Raw genomic sequence first — 19,462 nt, 5'->3', positions numbered from 1 at the left:
TGTCCGATCGGATTTATTTCTTCATGGCCGCGCTTTGCGGATTCAGATTCGTGAGACGGCCGCTCTCGGTGCCGGCCGATTCGTCGATCACAGCGTTGATCAGCGTGGGCTTGCCCGACGCGATCGCTTCAAGCAGTGCCGCAGTGAGTTCTTCGGGAGTGCTCGCCTGGTGGCCGATGCCGCCAAAGGCCTCGATCATCTTGTCGTAGCGTGCGCCCTTCACGAACACGGTGGGCGCGACGTCGGCGCTGCCGCTCGGGTTCACATCCGTGCCGCGATAAACGCCGTTGTTGTTGAAGACGATCGTGCAGACCGGCAGGTTGTAGCGGCAGATGGTCTCGAGCTCCATGCCGCTGAAGCCGAACGCGCTGTCGCCTTCGATGGCCACGACCTGCGTGCCGCTCGTGACCGCCGCGCCAATCGCAAAGCCCATGCCGATGCCCATGATCCCCCACGTACCCGAATCGAAACGCTTGCGCGGCTGATACATATCGATGACGGCGCGCGCGTAGTCGAGCGTGTTCGCGCCTTCGTTCACGACGTTGATATCGGGGCGCGTCTTGAGCACGTCGCGAATCGCCCGCAGTGCGCTGTGGAAATTCATCGGCGACGGGTTCTTCTCGAGCGTCGCGGCCATCTTCGCGAGGTTCTTGCTCTTGCGCTCCGCGACGGCATCGAGCCATTCGCCGCTGGGCTTCGGAAAGTCGGCGCCCATGCCGGCGACGAGCGCCTCGACGCACGAGCCGATATCGCCGATCACGGGCGCTTCGATCGCCACGTTGCTGTCGATCTCGGTGGGCGCGATGTCGATCTGCACGAAGCGCTTGGGCGCGGGCGCGCCCCACGTCTTGCCCTTGCCGTGCGAGAGAAGCCAGTTCAGGCGCGCGCCGATCAGCACGACGGCATCCGCTTCCGCCAGCACGAATGAGCGCGCCGCCGAGGCGGACTGCTCGTGCGTGTCGGGCAGCAGGCCCTTGGCCATCGACATCGGCAGATACGGAATACCGCTCTTCTCCACCAGCTCGCGAATCTGCGCGTCGGCCTGGGCGTACGCCGCGCCCTTGCCGAGCAGGATCAGCGGGCGCTTTGCAGTCCTGAGGACATCGAGCGCACGCTTGACCGCGTCGGGGGCGGGCAGCTGGCGCGGCGCCGCATCCACGACCTTCACGAGCGATTGCTCGCCTTTCACGGCGTCGATGGTCTGCGCGAGCAGCTTGGCCGGCAGGTCGAGATAGACGCCGCCGGGCCGGCCCGAGACTGCCGCACGGATTGCCCGCGCAATGCCGATGCCGATGTCCTCGGCGTGGAGCACGCGGTAAGCGGCCTTCGCATATGGCTTGGCCGCGTTGAGCTGGTCCATTTCCTCATAGTCGCCCTGCTGCAGGTCGACGATCTCGCGCTCGCTCGAACCGCTGATGAGGATCATCGGGAAGCAGTTGGTGGTGGCGTTCGCGAGCGCGGTGAGGCCGTTGAGGAAGCCGGGCGCCGAAACCGTCAGGCAAATACCGGGCTTCTTCGTCATGTAGCCCGCGATGGCTGCGGCGTTGCCCGCATTCTGCTCGTGGCGGAAGCCGATGAAACGCATCCCTTCGGCTTGGGCGAGACGCGCGAGGTCCGTGATCGGAATGCCGACCAGACCGTAAATCGTGTCGATGTCGTTGAGCTTGAGCGCGTCGATGACGAGGTGAAAACCGTCGGTCGTCGATTGCGCTTCCTGCGCAGAGCTCTCCTGCGCGTCGTTGATGCCTGCTTCTGCCATGACGTCTCCTCTTTGGCGGGGCGTTGGGTTACTCGTGATATACAATATTCCACACACAGTATTAGTCAAGATTTTTTTTACGCGTCCGGTTCGTGCCGCGGTGCAAGACGACGCGCAACGCCTGTGCGAGCGGACGTCTGTGCCTTCGCTTTGATGCGGCACACAACACGAGGGGCAACGCTGCATCGAAATGCACGCGTGCGCATCATCGATTTATTACGTAGTCCAAACATATTGGCTAACAAAAGCATGCAGATGAAAACGCGGAGCGTACGGGTTCACACCGCGGCTGCGGCGTTCAATTCATGCCCGTGAATGTCCAGATGAACGGCGTACGGCGCTGCGCGCGCCGTACTCAATCGAGAAAGTCGCAGTTCGCCTCGACGAACAGCGCAAGATCGATCGAATGCTGACGCACGAGCCGCTCCACTCTTTCGGTGTCGCGCGCCTCGAGCGCCTCGATGATCCGCATGTGGTCCACGATGGATCTCGACGCGCGATCGCTCTGCGCGATCGTCATGCGCCGGATCGCACGCACATGCATGAAGATGTTCTTGATGGTCTCCACGATGATCGGCGACTTGGACAGTTCCACCAGTGCCTGGTGGAACGTGATGTTCGCTTCGGAGTATTCCTCGATATGGTCGGAGGGCGCGCCCTCGCCGAAATCCGCGAACATGAGGCGCAGCCGCGCGATGTCCTCATCCGAGGCGCGCTGCGTCGCGAGCCTCGCAGCAATGCTCTCGAGCGCGGCCCACATATAGATCATCTCGACGATCTCCTTGCGGGTCTTGCGCAGAATATAGACACCGCGCCGCGGCACGGTGCGCAGGAATCCTTCCTGTTCCAGCAGCGTCATCGCCTCGCGCACCGGTGTACGGCTCACGCCGAGCTTTTCGGTCAGCTCCTTCTCATCGAGCCGGATTTCATCGCGCGAGCGGTAGATATCGGTCTCCGCAATCGCCTGCTTGAGCCGCGCATACGCCTGATCGCGCAGCGAGACGGTCGCGTGGATGGGTTCGAGCGTCAAGCTCAGCGGGGACAACCTCGCTTCGTACTGGGTTTCGGCAGACATCGGTGGTTTGTCTCCAACGTTGTGTTTAGCCGCGGCTTCAAGCGAATTCCATATGTGCAATACAATATATCAGTGAAGAGGATGTAACCAAGCGGGTTTACGCGTACCCCTGCCCCGTTACGGCTCGTGGCGCACGTTCATTCACGATGCCTTATATAAATCGAAAAAAACTTTAACTATCGTTTATTCATTCGTGCTTCTACGATTGCCTCACGACATCTGAACTTGAACGGAGGCAGCCATGAGCCACTCTTCAGCCAGCCAGCGAGCCACGGAGCACGATCATCACTTGCATCACCAGTTGAGCGCGTTCAATTCCGCTTTCGCCGAGCTCGGACTGCGCTTTCGCTGGGACGCGCCCACGCTTTACGCGCTCGCGCCGATTCAGGGCGAAGCGGCGCGCCTTGCCGCCTACATCGAAACGCACCATGCGCATCTGCTGAAGGCGTACAGCGTCGACTTTCTCTGCGAGGCGATTCTCGGGCGCAAGAATGCGCAGGCGCCCGGCGAATGGTTTCCGGGCCGCGCCACGCAGCACGCGGAATCGAAGGCAGCGCCCGCAGGGGCGCCGCTCGGAGGATGGGAGTGGAGCGAGCCGGGTCTGCCGGCGCTGGCCGGCGCCTGAGGCTCGCGAGGGAGGAGGTTCGGCGCGTTAAGGCGCGACTAAAGCGTGTCGCTTAAAGCCTGCTCAAGGCGTGCTTTAGCGCTCGGCGGCCTCCTCTTCCTGCAGCTTGCGCCAGAGGATCTTGCCACTGCCCGACTTCGGCAGCGTCTCGACGAACTGCACGATGCGCGGGGCCTTGTAAGCAGCCATGTTCTCGCGCGCCCACGCGACGATGTCGTCTTCGTTCACGCTGCCGACCTGCTTCGGATCGAGCACCACGACAGCCTTCACGGTCTCGCCGCGCTTCGGATCCTGCGTGCCGATGATGCAGACTTCCTTGATCGCGGGATGCCGGTACATGAGCGCTTCGACTTCGGCCGGCCACACCTTGTAGCCCGACGCATTGATCATGCGCTTCAGGCGGTCGGTCATGAAGTAATAGCCGTCCGCGTCGCGCCGCACGAGGTCGCCGGTGCGCAAAAAGCGCTTGCCGTCGCGCTCGATGAAGGCCTCGCTGGTGGCCTTGGGGTTGCCCCAGTAACCCTGCATCACCTGCGGCGCGCTCATGATCAGCTCGCCCGCCTCGCCCTCGGGCACCTCTTCGAGCGTGATCGGATCGACGATGCGCGCATCGACGTCGAAGACCGGAATGCCGAGGCACTGCGCCTTCGGGTGCTGCGGCGGATTGATGTGCGTGCCGGCCATCGTCTCGGACATGCCGTAGCCCTCCACGAACTCGAGGCCCGTGAGATCGCGCAGCTTCTTGACCACGGCATCGGGCATGGTCGCGCCGCCGCCGCGCATCCAGGCGAGACTCGACAGGTCGTATTCGCCGATGCGTGGATTCGAAATGAAGTCGACCACCATCGTCGCGATCGCCTGCCAGCCGTTGATGCGGTAATGCTCGATCGCGCGCGCCGCCGCGTCGCGGTCCCAGCGCGGCAGGATCACCACCGTCGAGCCGTTGTAGAGCGGGCTGTTCATGCCGCCCTGCATGCCGGTCACATGAAAGAGCGGCAGCACGGAAAGCTGCACGGCATCCTGATTGCTGCTGAACCAGTTGCAACCGCCCACGGCCGTGCACATCACGCTGCGGTGCGTATGCATGCAGCCCTTCGGCTTGCCCGTCGTGCCCGAGGTGTACGGCATCACGCAGAGGTCGTCCGGCCCCGCGGTGAGCGGGCCAGGCGTGCAGTGCGCCGCGAGCACGTCTGCCCAGTGCGCAACGCCCGGGCCTTCTACGTGGCGCGGCGCGCTGACGAATTCGGGCGGCGGCGAAAACGGCTCGTTCTTCAAATAGTCGCTGTAGGTGGCAACAAGCAGATGCCGCAGCCCCGGTCCCGCGCCCTCGCCCACCAGCGGCGCAATGCGCGGATACAGATCCTGCGCCACGAACGCCGTGGTCGCGCCGCTGTCTTCCACGTAGTGCTCGAGCTCGTCGGTGAGGTTCATCGGGTTGACGGGCACGACCACGGCATTCGCGCGCAGGATGCCGTAGTACGCGATCACCCATTGCGGGCTGTTCTGCATATAGAGCAGCACGCGATCGCCGGCCTTCACGCCGCATTGCGTCTGCAGATAGCCCGCCACGCGCTCGGCCTCGTCCTTGAACTGCGCGAAGGTGACGGGCGTGTCGTAGAAGACGATGAACGGCTTGTCCGGGTAACGCGCGGCCGAAACCTCGGCGTTATAGAACAGGTTCGTGGCCGGAATGCTCAGGTGCGGCGAGAGTTGCGAGGGCCAGTATGGCGAGCGGTTGCGCGGTACGGCGGTGTCGGACGTGGGCATGGCAGGTATTCGTCTCGTGGGATGCGCGCCGGTACGTGCGGCGCGCAGGTCTTGCAATCCAGACAATCGGTCATGCCACGCAAGCGTGGCGCCGCATGACCGTCCATTGATCTGCTTCGGACTACGATTCAAGCGATGGCGCGACTCGACGGCGGCTCAATGACGAATCGGGCGTGACGCACATCGTCGAATGCGGCGTCAGACGATGCTCGCGCCGCCGTCGATCGCCAGATACTGGCCGGTGATATGGCGCGACGCGGCACTCGCGAGAAACACGGCGGCGCCCTTGAGATCGCTTTCGTCACCGAGGCGCTGCAGCGGCGTGCGCTCGATCACCGTCTGACCGAGCGTGTCGAGCAGCCCCGCCGACATCTTCGAGGGGAAAAAGCCCGGGCAGATCGCATTCACATTGATGCCGTACTTGCCCCATTCGGCGGCGAGCGCGCGCGTGAAGTTGATGGCCGCGGCCTTCGACGTGTTGTACGCGATGGTCTGCATGGGACCGAGCGCGCCCTTCAGGCCCGCGATCGACGCGATGTTGATGATCTTGCCACGCCGCGCGGGAATCATGCAGCGCTTGCCCACCTCGCGCGCGAGAAAGAACGGCGCGTTGACGTTCAGGTTCATGACCTTGTGCCACGCCTCGTCGGGATAGTCCTCCGCCGGCGCCCCCCAGGTCGCGCCCGCATTGTTCACGAGAATGTCGATCTGGCCATACGCCGCCAGCGTCTCGTCGACGAGCGGCTTGACGGCCTCGGGGCGCTGCAGGTCGCTCACGATCGTCGTGGCCTCGATGCCGCGCGCCTGCAGATGCTGCTGCGCCTCCTTCAGTTCGTCGGCCTTGCGCGCCGTGATGACGACGCGGCAGCCCATTTCGCCGAGCGCCTCGGCCATCTGCAGCCCGAGCCCGCGCGAGCCGCCCGTGATGAGTGCCACCTGCCCGCCCAGTTCGAACAATTCTCTGACCTGCATGCTTGCGTCTCCTTGATGTCTGCCGGCGGGCGTGCGCTGCGCGGCAACGCCCGCCGATTGCGCCAGGCCGCCAAGCGGCACTGGCCCTGATCGCACTGCTGGCCCGCATAGATTCCGCATCGTGGAACCCGCGAGGATCAAACCGATTCTAGTGACTCTGTCCAGTCACGGGAATCAGGAAAAGCACGGTCGTTCATTATGTTCGAAAATGTGCGTCCATGCAGCGGGACGAACGCGGTGCCCGTGGCGCGCGGCATCGGCGCAATTTTAAGAAGCCTCCGATATCGGCCCTTGACGGGCGTCGCTAGGATTTATCCGACAAACAGCTTCTAAGGCCCTGCCGATGTCCCACGATCCGGAACAGCAACTCCTCAAGGCCTTCGTCGCGCACGCCCGCAGCCCTTCCGACCCCGCCCCCCTTCTCAAGATTTGCGAAGCGCTCGTGCGCGTGAGGCGCGACGAGCAAATGCTGCCGTGGGCCGAAAAGGGCCTGGCGCTCGACCCGCGCCACCGCGGCTTCGTGCACGCGCGCGCCCGCGCGCTACGCCTGCTCGGCCGGCACGCGCAAGCGGTGCAGACCTGGCTCGACTTCGCGCCGCTCGACTGGTCGCCGCTGTTCTATCAGGCGAGGCTCGGCCGCGACCTGTACCTGAGCGGCGACACGGCGGGCGCCATCGCGTTGCTGGAACGTGCCTTGCAGAACCCGGCTGAAGACGACGACGCCGACAAGCTGCGGGCGCACAAATGGCTGGCCGAGGCGCTGCTGAGCACAGGCGATGCACGCGGCTTCCAGCACTGGATCTGGCGCAACGTCAGCGACAGCGGCAACTACCGCTATAGCGCGGTGCCGATGTGGGACGGGCAGCGCGACCTGCGCGGCGAGCGCGTGCTGGTCACGCACCAGATGGGCTATGGCGACCAGTTCATGCTGTACGGCAGCATCCGCCATTGGCGCGCCGCCGGCGCGGAGATCATGGTGCTCTGCGACGCGGCGATCCACAGCGTCATCGAGGCGTCGTTGCCGGACTGTCGAGTCGTGGCGGCTCGCCGTCCGATGGCGCCGCGCTCGCCGATCGATGCCGAGACGCTACCCGCCGTGCAGGCCTTCGCGCCGACGCTGCAGGCGACGCTGCTGCACCTGCCATTGCTCGCCGCTTGCGACCAGCTGCGCCCCGAGCCCTATTTCGAAGCCTTTATCCGCGCACCGCAGGCCGAGCACGGCCGCGCGACAAGCTGGGCGAGCGCGTTGCGCGCCCAGCACCCGGGCAAGGCACTGGTTGGCGTGTTCTGGGATTGCTCGCAACGTCATGCCCGCGATATGCGCAGCAAGGAGCGCAGCTGGGCGGGCCTGCGCAGCTTGCCGCTCGAGGCGCTCGAGCGCCTCACCACGAACCCGCAGCTCACGAGCCGGGCTCACTTCGTCAGCCTCCATCACCCCGTTGCGGAAATCTTGGGCGGCTCGCCACGCGGGAGCATCAGCCACTACGCGCCGGGCGTCACGACGTTCGCCGATACCGCGGCCTGCATCGCGCAGCTGGACGCCGCAATCAGCGTCGACTCGGGCGTGGCCAATCTCGCCGTCATGAGCGGCAAACCCACCGCCGTGCTCGTCAATCCGGCCGGCGAATGGCGCTGGGGCGCCAATGGCACGCGCTCGCCCTGGATGCGCGATGCCCATGTGCTGCGCCAGACGGCCATGGGCGACTGGGACTCAGTCGTATCCCGCGCCGCCCAATGGCTGTTGCACCGCTGAACGACTGCCCCTGCCATTCCCCTGCCCGAAGCGCCGCGAATCCTTGCGGCGCACGTCCCCGAATGCAATCAGGATTGCAAACGATCATCCGCGACGTTGCCCCCGCTTCCCGACTCGTCCGTTCGAATCAGCATTGAGCACGCCTCGGCGCCTGCGCGCGTGCCTCATTCGAAGAACATTCAATTCTCAATTAATAGTAATTACATTTTAATTACTATTAAAACAAATTCCTTTCATTCGATAAGACCCGATAAAACCACGCTCCAGGGATTAGCCCGGGTTGCGCCGGGCTTTCATGCAAATGTTTAATGCCCGGCGTACACTCGTACGACGCTCGTCGCGCGGGGCGGAGCAAGCCACACGCGCATCGCCGGGAGACAAGGCAGTGCGCGTGCCTATGAGGAGAACAATGAAATGAGCTGGACGCGAGAACAGAGAAACGTCACGATCGCAGCGTATTTGGGGTGGACGCTCGACGCATTCGATTTCTTTCTAATGGTTTTCGTTCTGAAAGATATCGCCACTGAATTCAACACCCAAATTCCCGCTGTCGCCTTTGCCATTACGATCACGCTGGCCATGCGCCCAATCGGCGCGCTGATCTTCGGCCGGCTCGCCGACAAGTTCGGCCGTCGTCCCACGCTGATGGTCAACATCGCGTGCTATTCGTTCCTCGAGCTGCTCACCGGCTTCTCCCCCAATCTCACGACCTTCATCGTCCTGCGCGCGCTGTTTGGCGTGGCGATGGGCGGCGAATGGGGCGTCGGCTCCGCGCTCACCATGGAGACCATTCCGCCGAAGGCGCGCGGCTTCGTCTCGGGCCTCTTGCAGGCGGGCTATCCGAGCGGCTATCTGCTCGCTTCGATCGTGTTCGGCGTGCTCTACCAGTACATCGGCTGGCGCGGCATGTTCTTCATCGGCGTGCTGCCCGCGCTGCTCGTGCTCTATGTGCGCGCTCACGTGCCCGAATCGCCGGCCTTCAAGGAGATGGAAAAGCGTGTGCGCCCGACGCTGCTCACCACGCTCAAGCACAATCTCAGCCTGTCGCTTTACGCGATCGTGCTGATGACGGCGTTCAACTTCTTCTCGCACGGCACGCAGGATCTCTATCCGACCTTCCTGCGCGAGCAACACCACTTCGATCCGCATACGGTGTCGCTCATCACCATCACGCTCAATCTCGGCGCGATCGTGGGCGGCCTGTTCTTCGGCTCGTTTTCCGAGAAGATCGGCCGACGCAAGGCCATCTTCATCGCGGCGCTGATCGCGCTGCCGGTGCTGCCGCTCTGGGCGTTCTCGTCGGGTCCCGTGCTGCTCGCGCTTGGCGCGTTCCTCATGCAGATTTCCGTGCAAGGCGCGTGGGGCGTGATCCCGGTGCACCTCAACGAGATCTCGCCCGACGAAGTGCGCGCGACCTTCCCGGGTCTCGTCTATCAGCTCGGCAACCTGCTGGCTTCGGTGAACGCCACGCTGCAGGCCTCGCTCGCGCAAACGCACAATCAGAACTACGGGATGGCGATGGCCATCGTCGCGGGCACGGTCGCGGTCGTGATCGCCGTGCTGATTCCGTTCAGCCGCGAGCGGCGCGGCATCGACATGACACAGACCGCCAAGCACGTGACCGCCTGAGCATCGGGCAAGCATTCGGGCGGTGCCGCGGTGTCGCCCGCATGCACTCACGCAGGACACTGAACCACGAAAGAAAGGCCGTGCCGGGCTGCCGCCCGCACGGCCTTCTCTTTTGGCGCACCGCGCAATCGCACAAGCGCACGAAGCGGGCCTGGGCACCGCACAGCGCTGCGGGGAAACTCTGTCTGCCCTTCTTTCCCGGCGCGGTGCATCATGAATGCGTCGTGTAAGCCAGGCGCGCCGCACACGCCGGCAGCGCCATGCGATACGGCGAGAAACCACGCTACGCCCGGAGAACGAGAATGAGCGATACGCCACAACAGCCGCGGCACGAAACGACGCCCACCCCAGCGCAAGCCGCCACGCCACCGCCTGCGCAAGCACTCGCCGACGCCGTGGCCCCGGACACGGATGGCGTCTGGTATGCGTCGTACCCGCCGGGCGTCCCGCACGCAGTGGACGTCACGCAATATGCCTCGCTGGTCCAGTTCTTCGACGACTGCACCTCACGCTTTCGCGAGTGCGTGGCCTACGTGAGCGCCGGCTCGCCGATGACCTACGACACGCTCGCAAAGAAGGCCACCGCATTCGGCTCCTGGCTGCAGGGCGCGGGCGTGAAGCCCGGTGATCGCGTCGCGATCATGCTGCCCAATACGCTGCAGTATCCGGTCGCGCTCTTCGGCGCGCTCAAGGCCGGCGCGGTCATCGTGAACGTCAACCCGCTCTACACGGCGCGCGAGCTCGCGCATCAACTGAAGGACAGCGGCGCGCAGACCATCGTGGTGTTCGAGAGCTTCGCGAAGACGGTGCAAGACGCGCTGCCCGGCACGCGCATCGAGCGTGTCGTCGTCACGCAACTGGGCGACCTGCTGGGCGAGGGCTTCAACCTCAAGGGCCGCTTCATCAACTTCATGCTGCGCCATGTGAAGAAGCTCGTGCCCGCATACCAGCTGCCGCCCAGCGTGCGCGAGGTGCGTTTGCTCGACGCGCTCTCGCAGGGCGCGCGTGCGCCGCGCGCCCCCCTCGGCGCAACACTCGACGATCTCGCCTTCCTGCAATACACGGGCGGCACCACGGGCGTGGCCAAAGGCGCGATGCTCACGCACGGCACGATCCTCGCGAACGTGATCCAGGCGAAAGGGTGGATCGCGGGGCAACTCGAGGACAAGACCGAGACCATCCTCACGCCGCTGCCGCTCTATCACATCTATGCACTCTCCATTAATGCGCTGATCTTCATGTCGATCGGCGCGCGCAACATCCTGATCGCGAATCCGCGTGACATGCCGCGCGTCATGAAGATCCTGCGTCACGAAACGTTCACCTGCATGAGCGCGGTCAACACGCTCTACAACGCGTTCCTCGAGAACGAGGCATTCCGCCAGCGCGATTTTTCGGGGCTCAAGCTCGCGATGGGTGGCGGCATGGCCACGCAGAAGGCCATCGCCGAGCGCTTCAAGGCCGTCACCGGCAAGCCGATCGTCGAGGGCTATGGGCTCACCGAATGCTCGCCCATCGTGGCGATGAATCCCGTCGATATCGGACATCTTCAAGACTTCGAGGGATCGATCGGGCTGCCCGCGCCCTCCACCCAGGTGCGCTTTCGCCGCGACGACGGCACGTGGGCGAATCTGAACGAGCCGGGCGAGCTGTGCGTGAAAGGCCCGCAGGTGATGAAGGGCTACTGGATGCGCCCCGACGAGACCGCGCGCGTCTTCGTGGACGACGGATGGCTGGCGACCGGCGACATCGGCGTCATGGATGCGCGCGGCTACATCCGCCTCATCGACCGCAAGAAGGACATGATTCTGGTCTCGGGCTTCAACGTCTACCCGAATGAAATCGAGGACGTGATCTCGCAGCATCCGGGCGTGCGCGAGGTGGCGGCCATCGGCGTGCCCGACCCCGTGCAGGGCGAGCGTGTGAAGGTGTTCATCGTGCGCCGCGACCCGGCGCTCACCGAGGACGCGCTGATCCAGTTTTGCCGCCAGCAGCTCACGGGCTACAAGGTGCCGCGCCTCGTGGAGTTTCGCGAGACGCTGCCGCAAAGCAATATCGGCAAGATCCTGCGGCGCACGCTGCGCGACGAAGAGATCGCCAGGATGAGCAAGGCGAGCGCGGCTTGAGTCTGCCGCTTCAAGTCCGGCGGTACGTCGAGCACGATGCAACGGTGCCGCGCGGCGAGACGTTCCAGTACGAAGCGGTCGGAGGCGCGTAACGCAGAAAGCACGCAGTGCGCGACGGCCGGTGTGTCAGCGCCGGTTTCGAAGCGACGTGCAAGCTGTCCATGCCACAGTATGCCGATGTCGCTGCCGACATCGGCTCCGACTGCGAATGCCGGCACGCTCATGCGCGCCGCCGCGCGCGCCAGCGAGCGGCCCCGTGCCAGCGCCGGATCGTAGACGGCCACGCGTAACGGGCTTGACGTCGGCAGTTGCTGCGGACTTTGCAGCGCAAATGCATCGAGCGGACGTGTGGCAGCGTGCGCAGCGCATGCCGCCGCCGCTAGCGCCCCACCCGTCGCGTAGAGAAACGTCCGCCGCTTCATCGCTTCATCCTCATTGCAGAGCTTGCCGCACACATGCATGCACATAAGCACGCATGCGCGAGCGTCACAAGCCTCACGTATAGCCGCGCATTGTGCGCCACGGCGCCGGCCACACACCCTGCTTGCCCGGCGCGAGCACGCCCTGCGGATCGAGCGCGTCCTTCACCGTCTGCGCGAGCCGCAGCAGCGCGCCATCATTGAAATCGTACTGCGCCGCCGCGTAATCCATGTAGAGCAGATGCGAACGGTAGACGCCGTAGCCCGCCGCGCGCGCATCGCTCATCAGCGCGCGCAGCAGGTCGCCTGCGCGGGCCGCGTCGTCGCGCCGCTCGCGCGCGAAGATCGCCGCGAACACATGATGCAGGCAGCGCCCCGCCGCCGTGAAGCCGCCGTAGTAATCGAAGCCGTATTCCGCCGCGCGCGCCTTCACGAGCGCGTACTGGCGCAGCGCGTCGCGCCCGTCGGCGGGACACAGCGGCGAGAAGTCCACGTGCGCGCCCTCGCCGCCGCGCCAGTCGAGCATGCGAAAGGCGCTCATCGATGGAATGCCGGCCATGTTGCGGTCGCCGCCGTCCTGCGGCTCTTCGCTGCCCGCATAGCGCTTCGCGAACGCACGCGCGTGCGGCACCTGCGCGAACGCGCGCTCGACGATGCGCCGCTGCAACTCGATCACATCGGGGTCGCCGTAGAGCGCGTAATGGAGGTTCCAGCGACCGATATCGAGGTCGCGCTGCATGGCCGCGACGGCTGCCTCGGGCATCGGCCCCTCGCCCGCGTACCAGCGCGCGCGCGGTGCGATGCCGGCCGCGCGGCGGATCGCGCCTTCGATCACCGCGTGCTGCGCGATCGTGCCGCCCAGTTGCAAGCCACGCAGCGTATCGACGATCGCGCCCAGATCGTCCTCGTACGCAAACTGGATTTCGCCGATCACGTAAGCAGGCGGCGCGGGCATCAGCCAGAGCCCCATCTTCGTGACGATGCCGTAGTTCGATTGCGTGAAGAGCGCGTCGAATGCGGGGCCGTAGCCCGGCTTGTAGAGCTGCCACGCCGTACCCGTCGTGAGCGCGCCCATGCCGGTGCGCACGATGTCGCCATTGGCGAGCACGATTTCCATGCCGCACTGCGTCGCCGCATGATCGCCGTAGGCCGTGGTGCCGAAGCCGCGCTCGAGCGTATTGCCGATCACGCTGCCCCAGCCCGCCGCAGGCGGGTCCACCCAGAGCTTCAGGCCGCGCTCGCGCAAATGCGCGTGGAGATCGAAGTAGCTCACGCCGGGCTCGACGAGCGCCCAGGCGAGCCGCTCGTCCACCTCGAGCACGCGGTTCAGGCGCTGCAGGTCCAGCACGACCGAGCCCGCGAGGCGCGGGGCCGCGCCGCCATACGCGAAGTTGCGGCCCGTGGAGACGCTCCAGAGCGGCACGCGCGCCGCGTTGGCCACGCGCAGGATCGCGCGGATCTCATCGACGTTGGCCGGCAGGAGCGCCGCCGAGGGCGCGAACATGCGCGCATCCTCGACGGGCGCGAACGGATCGAAATACGGTGCGAGCGCGGCGCCGCCACGGCAGACATTGGGCGCGCCCACGATCGATTCGAACGCGGCGAGTGCACGCGCGAAGCGTGCCGCGCTCAAGCCGGGCGGCAGCACGCGGGACGTATCCGTTCTCTCGGGTTCCATCGCGCGCCCGTCACCGTCTGTCATCGTCCGTCACCATTGCGCCCGCGTGCCGCCGAGCGCGCCGCAGACTTCGTACGCGATCGAGCGCAGGCGCGTCTCGGTGGCCGGGCCGGAGAGTGCATAGCCCATGCCGTCGGTGCTCCAGTAGAAGGTGCGGCGGCTGCCGTCGCTCAGCAGATGCACCGCGTCGCGGCTGCGGCCGGACGTGCTCACGTAGAGCGTGAGCCGAGCGCCGGCGCCGTTTTGATACATGAATTGCGCCGCCGGGCCGGCCGCGCCGGGCAACAGCCGCCCGCCGACGAGCGCATAGCCGTATTCGCCGAGCGGCGGAATCGCGAGCGGCTTGCCGAGCCGCTTCGAGAGCCACGCGACGAGATGGGCTTCGTCCGCGGCGCCCACTTCCACGGGATGGCGCACTTCAGGCGAGTACACGGCATAGGCCACGTCGGCACGCCGCGCGAAGCTTTCCGCGTCGCGCGCCAGAAACGCGGGGGCGAGTCCCGCGACCGCGGCATCGCGCGTGGCGCCGCCCCATGTGGCATCCGGGAACCATTGCGGCATCAGCGTGCCCGCCGCCACAGTGAAGCCCGCGCCCGCGACGGCCCACGCCGCCGCGAGGCCCGCGCGGCGCCACCACGGATCGCGCCGCCTCAGCACCACGTAACCGGGCTGCCCCGCCTCGTCGCCGGCGCGGCAAAGCGTTTGCAACGCGGCCTTCTGCGCGCGCCAGGCGGCGACGCGCTGCGCGGCGCGCTCATCGGACGCCAGCCGCGCCTGCAGCGCCGCGCGTGCGTCCGGCGGCAATTCGTCGTCGATATAGGCGCCCAGCGCGCCAAAATCGGCGTCTGCGTCGCCGTCGGGAACGGCCGAGGGCGCCGAGGTTGCCGCGGGTGGCGTCGAGCCGGGCGGCGCCGTACCATCGGGCGAAGCAGGCGGTGCGGGATGGGCGCTCGCGCGCTCGCGTTCGCGTTCGAATTCGTCGTCGTTCATCGCGTCGTCCCCACCACCCTGAGCGGCGCAGCGCGCCGCGCCGGATCCTGCACCGGCCCCGTGTCCAGCAGCACGCGCAAATGCTCGCGCGCACGCGAAAGACGCGACATCACCGTGCCCGCCGGCACGCCGAGCACCGTGGACGCCTCCTGATAACTCAGTTCCTCCACGCATACCAGCAGCAGCACCTCGCGCTGCGCGGCGGGAAGCAGATAGAGCGCGCGCTGCACGTCACGCAGCACGAGGCCGTCGACCTCGCCGTGCGGCGCTTCGAGCGTGCGCCACGGCGCGCTTTCGTCGTCCACCGCAATCTCGCGCCGGCCGCGCAGCTGGTCGATGTAGATGTGGCGCAGGATCGTCAGCAGCCAGGCGCGCAGATTGCTATCGGGCCGGAACGACGACGCGCGCGAGAGCGCGCGCTCGGCAGCGTCCTGGACGAGATCGTCGGCCCACGCGGCATCGCCCGTGAGCGCACGCGCGTAGCGGCGCATGGGCGCGAGTTGCGCGACCACTTGCGCTTCGAACTCCGCGGACGGACGGCGCAGCATGGCGCGCGGCAGCCAGGGGTGCGCGGTCAATAGAGCAGGTTTAGCACAATCAATAGCCGCCCGAAGAACCGCCCGAAGATCCACCCGAACTGCTCGACGAGCCGCCGCTGCCCGAATTCATGCCGCTGCACGCGGCCAGCGAACCCGAAACCGCCGCGATCGTCAGACAGAAAAGACAGGCAAGCACAATGCGAGTCCGTTTCATGGTCATCTCCCGTTTGAGGTTACCCGGCAAGCCATTGGCCAGGCCATGACCCGGTCTTGCCGGGTTACCAGGGACAGCGAACTGCCGGCGCATTGCGAAGGTGGCGTGCGGCTCATCGTGAACCGCGGGCGTCGACATGTTGATAAACGCAGCGCGGCGAGAGCTTATTCCTGGCGCACGCCGGTCGTGCCATTTTTATTTGCGGGGCCGCTCTGGGGGCGGCACGAAACAAGTGGCGCACCGCTTCGCGCGGCCGGAAGCTTGTCCCGCGCACGTGCGTCGCCGCACGGAACCCGGCCGCGCGAAACTGGACAATTGAATGACAGTAAGGCGCTGGAAAGGTCCGTTGCGATCACGCGCAAATACACCGAAATCCGCGACGCATTCGACCGTGCTTTGCACTACGCTATGAACGTATGCGCTGCCCCTGCGTCAAATCGACCGAGCTGACACGCCGTACCTGACCGGCCGTACCCAACTATCGCTGTTCGAGCCCGCTTTCATGTATCTTGACTGGCATGCGCCATGCACGCTCCCTGATTCTGCGATGACGGCCGCGAGCCGGTATAGTTCTACAGTAGAGTATGTCAACGCACGCGCGCTTCGCCGGCACAAGGTAGAATTCCGGCGAGCAAACGTTTCCAATTGAATTGCGGCACTGAGCCGCCTGGTCAAAATTCGTCCATGCCTTCCGCAGAATCGCACCCGCAAAACGACTTCATGAACGCCGCGCGCAAAGAGCGCAAGCGTGTCGAAATCTATCTGGTCAACGGCATTCGCCTGACCGGATGCATCGAGTCGTTCGATCAGTACCTGGTGATGCTGCGCACGCCTGTCGGCCTGCAAGGCATCTACAAACGCGCCATCTCCACGATCCAGCTCGACACCGGCACGCGTCCGGGCCCGCGCACGCCGCGCCCCTCGCACGGCGAACACACGAGCCGCGGCCCGCACGGCAACTATGGCAACCACGGTGGCCATGGTCCGCGCGAGCCCCGCGAATCGCGTGAGCCCAGAGAGCGCGAGCCGCGCGAATCGTGGTCGGCGCCCGGTTCATCCGAGCGTCCCGCCCAGGACGGCCCGGTGGTCGTCACGCGCCGCCGCCGGCTCTACGGCTCCGTGAACAACGGTGGCAACGGCGGCGAAGGCTCGAACAACACCTAAGCCGCGCGCGCTTTTTTCAGCAACGGCTGATCTCACGAAGCACAGGCGCGCGCGACGCGCCTGTGCTCGTTCTGGCCGGCAACGTGGAAAACGCGTGCGCCGCACGGCCAGACACTCAAGACTCTTCCCTTTGCGTTATTCTGAAGGCGACTCTCTTCGCCCCCGGAGAACGCCATGAGCTCATCCAAACCGAAGTCCCCTCAGCCCTCGCAGGACGACGCGCTCGACGAGGCGCTGGAAGAAACTTTCCCGGCGAGCGACCCGATCGCCATCGACCCGCCGCCCACGAAGCGCAAGTCCGCCGACGAGACTGAGAAGGACCACGGCAAGCATCATCACGGCAAGCACTAAGGCCGCAAAAGCCTTCCGCCCAAAAACAACGAAGGCGGCGCGTCATGGACGCCCGCCTTCGTTTGACATTGCCGCTTCGCGCTGCAAGCCGGATCGCCGGACCGGCCCCCATCGATGAGGCCCGGCGCCTGCGCCCCGGCGCGCCTTACTGGACCGGCAAGCCGCCTTCCACCTGACGCTGCAGCTCCTGCACCTGGCGCTGGACCGCGCGCAGTTGATCCTGCGCCGCCGCCTTCTCGACCTGGAGCGCATTCGCCTGAGCACGCGTCTGCTTCTGCTGATCCGCGACGAGCGCCTGCTGCTGGCGGGCGATCGTGAGGTCGGCCTGCAGGCGATTCGCGTGGTCCTGCGTGAGCGCAATCATGCGGGCCGTGAACGCCTTTTGTGCTTCGAGGCGCGTGCGGCGGATCTCGACATCCGACAACTGCAGCGTCTTCTGCGCGAAATCGCGGTAGATCGCCTCGGCGCGCGTTTCGTCGCTGGTCTTGATCACGCGCCAGAACGTCTTGTTCTGGAACAGCGCCACGTAATAGGTCATCTCCTTGCCGTAGAACAGTAGGCTTGCGCCGTAGGTGCCGTTGTAGGTCGTGCGCAATTCGTTGAGATCGGAGCCCCGGATCATCTGCTGCAGTTCGGCCACATTGCCCGCCGCGTTCTGCTGCGCCTCCTCCGGCGTGAGCGCGACCGGTGCGCCGGGCAACGGTTGCGCGGCGGATTCCGCCTGCGGCTGCACGGACGCAGCCGCCGGGTCCTGTTCCGCCACCGTGCTCGCGGCCACGTTGGCCGTCGTCTGTGCCGCCGATTGCGCTTTTGCCTGCGCCTGGGCCTGTGCTTTTGCCTGCGCTTGTGCCTGATCAGCCAGCGACTGCGCGCAACCGGCCTGGATGCCCCCGAGCAGCATCAGCGCCGCCACCGCGACTTGCCGAACTCTCCACTTGTCGTTCATGAAGCCCCTGTTTTTGTACTGTTCTTTTGTACGATTTTACAAAATCGCACAATTATTACTCACTTTCACCGCTCGCGGGTTCCTCGTCGAAAATTTGGTATTTGCGGATCTTTTCCCACAACACTTTGCGGCTGATGCCCAGGTATTGGGCCGTATCCTTGCGGCGCCAGGCGTTTGCCTCGAGCGCCGCCAGCAGCCGGTTGCGCTCGGCCATGTCCCACTTGCTGCGGTCGACGACGGGCACCGCAGGCTCCGTCGCCGCCTGCTGCGCACCGCCCGATCCGGCGAGCAGCCGGCGCAGGCGCGGCGCGTCCCAGTTGCCCATCTGCCGCACCGTCACGCCAACCCGTTCGGCCAGGTTGCGCAGCTCGCGCACATTGCCCGGGAAGCGCATCGCGGCCACCGAATCGGCCAGCCAGTAAGGCAGCTCCGGCAGCGCGCCGAGCCGCTCCGAGCCCACCACCGAGGCGACGAAGGCCTTGAAGAGCGCGATCTTGTCCACCGCGCCGCGTTCTTCGAGCGATGGCACGATCAGCTCGATCACGGCAAGCCGGTAGTAGAGATCGGCGCGAAAGTTGCCCTCCTTCACCCGTTCCGGCAACTGGCGGTTGGTGGCCGCCACGAGGCGAAAATCCACTTTCAGCGGCGTGGCCGAGCCAATGCGCGTGACTGTGCCGTCCTCCAGCACGCGCAGGAGCTTCACCTGCTGGTAGAGCGGCAAGTCGCCGATTTCGTCGAGAAAGAGCGTGCCGCCGTCGGCCTGCTCGAAGTAGCCCTTGTGCGCGAGCGCCGCGCCCGTGAAGGAGCCCTTCGCGTGCCCGAAGAAGAGCGACTCGAACAGCCCGTCCGGAATCGCGCCGCAGTTCACGGCGACGAACGGCCCCGTGCCGTAGCGGCTGTGCTTGCGGTGTAAAAGTTCGGCGACGCGCTCCTTGCCGGTCCCGGTCTCGCCGTGCACGAGCACGCTCGTGTCGCAGTCGGCGAACGTATCGACTTCCCTCAGCAGCGCGCGCATGCTCTCGGACTCGGCCACGAGCATGTCGGCGCCCGCCGTCTCGGCCGAATGCGCGCGCAGTTGCACGACGAGCTTGGAGACGAGCCCGCGCAGCTCGGCGCAGGTGAAGTCGAGCGGCAGGATGTGCGAGTACTCGGCCGGATACATGGCCGGGTCGTTGTCGCGCGGCGCCGCGCCGACCCAGATCACGGGCATGCCGTGGGTGGCCTGCCAGTCGCGCAGCACGAGCGCGCCGGTGTCGATCACGCTCACGCTGACGATCGCAATCGATGCGCGCGCCGCAATGCGCTGGGGCGAGACGGCAGTGTCGTCGGCGCGGATCACCTCGACCTCGAGGCTCGCCATGCAGCGCGCGACGCGCTCGACGATATCGGCTTTGCCTTCCCAGACGTAGAGGTCGAGTTCCTCGATGGGGGTGGTGGTTCGCATCGTTGGTTTTC

General features: G+C 65.8%; 16 protein-coding genes. 6 read left to right on the top strand and 10 right to left on the bottom strand.

The annotated features are described in order from the left end of the window. Positions 1-13: 13 nt before the first annotated feature. Together oxc and E1956_RS09435 are read right to left on the bottom strand one after the other, a co-directional pair. The gene (oxc, locus tag E1956_RS09440; RefSeq protein ID WP_134748351.1) at positions 14-1,759 is read right to left on the bottom strand and encodes an oxalyl-CoA decarboxylase; all 1,746 of its coding nucleotides are present in this window, start codon (positions 1,757-1,759) and stop codon (positions 14-16) included. A 355-nt stretch (positions 1,760-2,114) separates the two neighbouring features. Next, positions 2,115-2,834, bottom strand: coding sequence for a GntR family transcriptional regulator (locus tag E1956_RS09435; RefSeq protein WP_134748350.1), 720 nt, complete (start codon positions 2,832-2,834; stop codon positions 2,115-2,117). Between the two features lie 241 nt (positions 2,835-3,075). Here E1956_RS09435 and E1956_RS09430 point away from each other — a divergent pair, with 241 nt between their 5' ends. Beyond that, on the top strand, positions 3,076-3,459 hold the full coding sequence (locus E1956_RS09430; RefSeq protein WP_197732780.1) for a hypothetical protein: 384 nt from the start codon (positions 3,076-3,078) through the stop codon (positions 3,457-3,459). Positions 3,460-3,534: 75 nt separating this feature from the next. On the opposite strand, the gene E1956_RS09425 is transcribed toward E1956_RS09430, so the two are convergent. Continuing rightward, positions 3,535-5,226: a long-chain fatty acid--CoA ligase gene (locus E1956_RS09425; protein WP_134748349.1), complete on the bottom strand. Its 1,692-nt coding sequence runs from the start codon at positions 5,224-5,226 to the stop codon at positions 3,535-3,537. A gap of 198 nt (positions 5,227-5,424) precedes the next feature. Next, positions 5,425-6,198: an SDR family oxidoreductase gene (locus E1956_RS09420; RefSeq protein WP_134748348.1), complete on the bottom strand. Its 774-nt coding sequence runs from the start codon at positions 6,196-6,198 to the stop codon at positions 5,425-5,427. Between the two features lie 343 nt (positions 6,199-6,541). Between E1956_RS09420 and E1956_RS09415 the strand changes: the two genes are divergently transcribed. The 3 genes from E1956_RS09415 to E1956_RS09405 all read left to right on the top strand — a co-directional run bounded on the left by E1956_RS09415 (position 6,542) and on the right by E1956_RS09405 (position 11,706). After that, on the top strand, positions 6,542-7,951 hold the full coding sequence (locus E1956_RS09415) for a glycosyltransferase family 9 protein (protein ID WP_134748347.1): 1,410 nt from the start codon (positions 6,542-6,544) through the stop codon (positions 7,949-7,951). A gap of 414 nt (positions 7,952-8,365) precedes the next feature. Beyond that, positions 8,366-9,580 carry an MFS transporter gene (locus E1956_RS09410; protein WP_134748346.1) on the top strand — a complete coding sequence of 405 codons (1,215 nt, stop codon included), beginning with the start codon at positions 8,366-8,368 and terminating at the stop codon, positions 9,578-9,580. A 302-nt stretch (positions 9,581-9,882) separates the two neighbouring features. Next, positions 9,883-11,706, top strand: coding sequence for an AMP-binding protein (locus E1956_RS09405; RefSeq protein WP_134748345.1), 1,824 nt, complete (start codon positions 9,883-9,885; stop codon positions 11,704-11,706). Between the two features lie 495 nt (positions 11,707-12,201). Here E1956_RS09405 and E1956_RS09400 read toward each other — a convergent pair whose 3' ends face one another. Genes E1956_RS09400 through E1956_RS46080 form a run of 4 tightly spaced genes read right to left on the bottom strand, consistent with a single transcriptional unit; the run spans position 12,202 to position 15,546 of the window. Beyond that, positions 12,202-13,827 (bottom strand): FAD-binding oxidoreductase, encoded by a 1,626-nt coding sequence (locus E1956_RS09400; RefSeq protein ID WP_232071076.1) that lies wholly within the window; start codon positions 13,825-13,827, stop codon positions 12,202-12,204. A 6-nt stretch (positions 13,828-13,833) separates the two neighbouring features. Continuing rightward, positions 13,834-14,793: an anti-sigma factor family protein gene (locus tag E1956_RS09395; protein WP_232071074.1), complete on the bottom strand. Its 960-nt coding sequence runs from the start codon at positions 14,791-14,793 to the stop codon at positions 13,834-13,836. Further along, entirely contained in the window at positions 14,790-15,341 is a 552-nt protein-coding gene (locus E1956_RS09390; protein WP_028216721.1) for a sigma-70 family RNA polymerase sigma factor, read from the bottom strand. The genes E1956_RS09395 and E1956_RS09390 overlap by 4 nt, the downstream gene beginning before the upstream one ends. Positions 15,342-15,390: 49 nt before the next feature. Beyond that, entirely contained in the window at positions 15,391-15,546 is a 156-nt protein-coding gene (locus E1956_RS46080; protein ID WP_167759992.1) for a hypothetical protein, read from the bottom strand. Between the two features lie 684 nt (positions 15,547-16,230). On the opposite strand from E1956_RS46080, the gene hfq reads away from it, so the two are divergent. Both hfq and E1956_RS46075 read left to right on the top strand, forming a co-directional pair. After that, a complete protein-coding gene (gene hfq / locus E1956_RS09385) occupies positions 16,231-16,710 on the top strand; it encodes an RNA chaperone Hfq (RefSeq protein WP_134748344.1) in 480 nt (159 codons plus the stop codon). A gap of 174 nt (positions 16,711-16,884) precedes the next feature. Next, positions 16,885-17,061 (top strand): hypothetical protein, encoded by a 177-nt coding sequence (locus tag E1956_RS46075; protein WP_167759946.1) that lies wholly within the window; start codon positions 16,885-16,887, stop codon positions 17,059-17,061. Between the two features lie 145 nt (positions 17,062-17,206). On the opposite strand, the gene E1956_RS09380 is transcribed toward E1956_RS46075, so the two are convergent. Together E1956_RS09380 and E1956_RS09375 are read right to left on the bottom strand one after the other, a co-directional pair. After that, positions 17,207-18,007, bottom strand: a complete 801-nt coding sequence (locus E1956_RS09380; protein ID WP_134748343.1) for a DUF2968 domain-containing protein — start codon at positions 18,005-18,007, stop codon at positions 17,207-17,209. Positions 18,008-18,062: 55 nt separating this feature from the next. Further along, complete coding sequence (locus E1956_RS09375; RefSeq protein ID WP_134748342.1) at positions 18,063-19,451, bottom strand: sigma 54-interacting transcriptional regulator; 1,389 nt, start codon at positions 19,449-19,451, stop codon at positions 18,063-18,065. Positions 19,452-19,462 lie beyond the last annotated feature (11 nt).

This window comes from Paraburkholderia pallida (genome assembly GCF_004524855.1).
Lineage (GTDB): Bacteria > Pseudomonadota > Gammaproteobacteria > Burkholderiales > Burkholderiaceae > Paraburkholderia > Paraburkholderia oxyphila.
The sequence above is the reverse complement of the archived record's forward strand: the minus strand, read 5'-3'. Positions and strand labels throughout refer to the sequence as shown.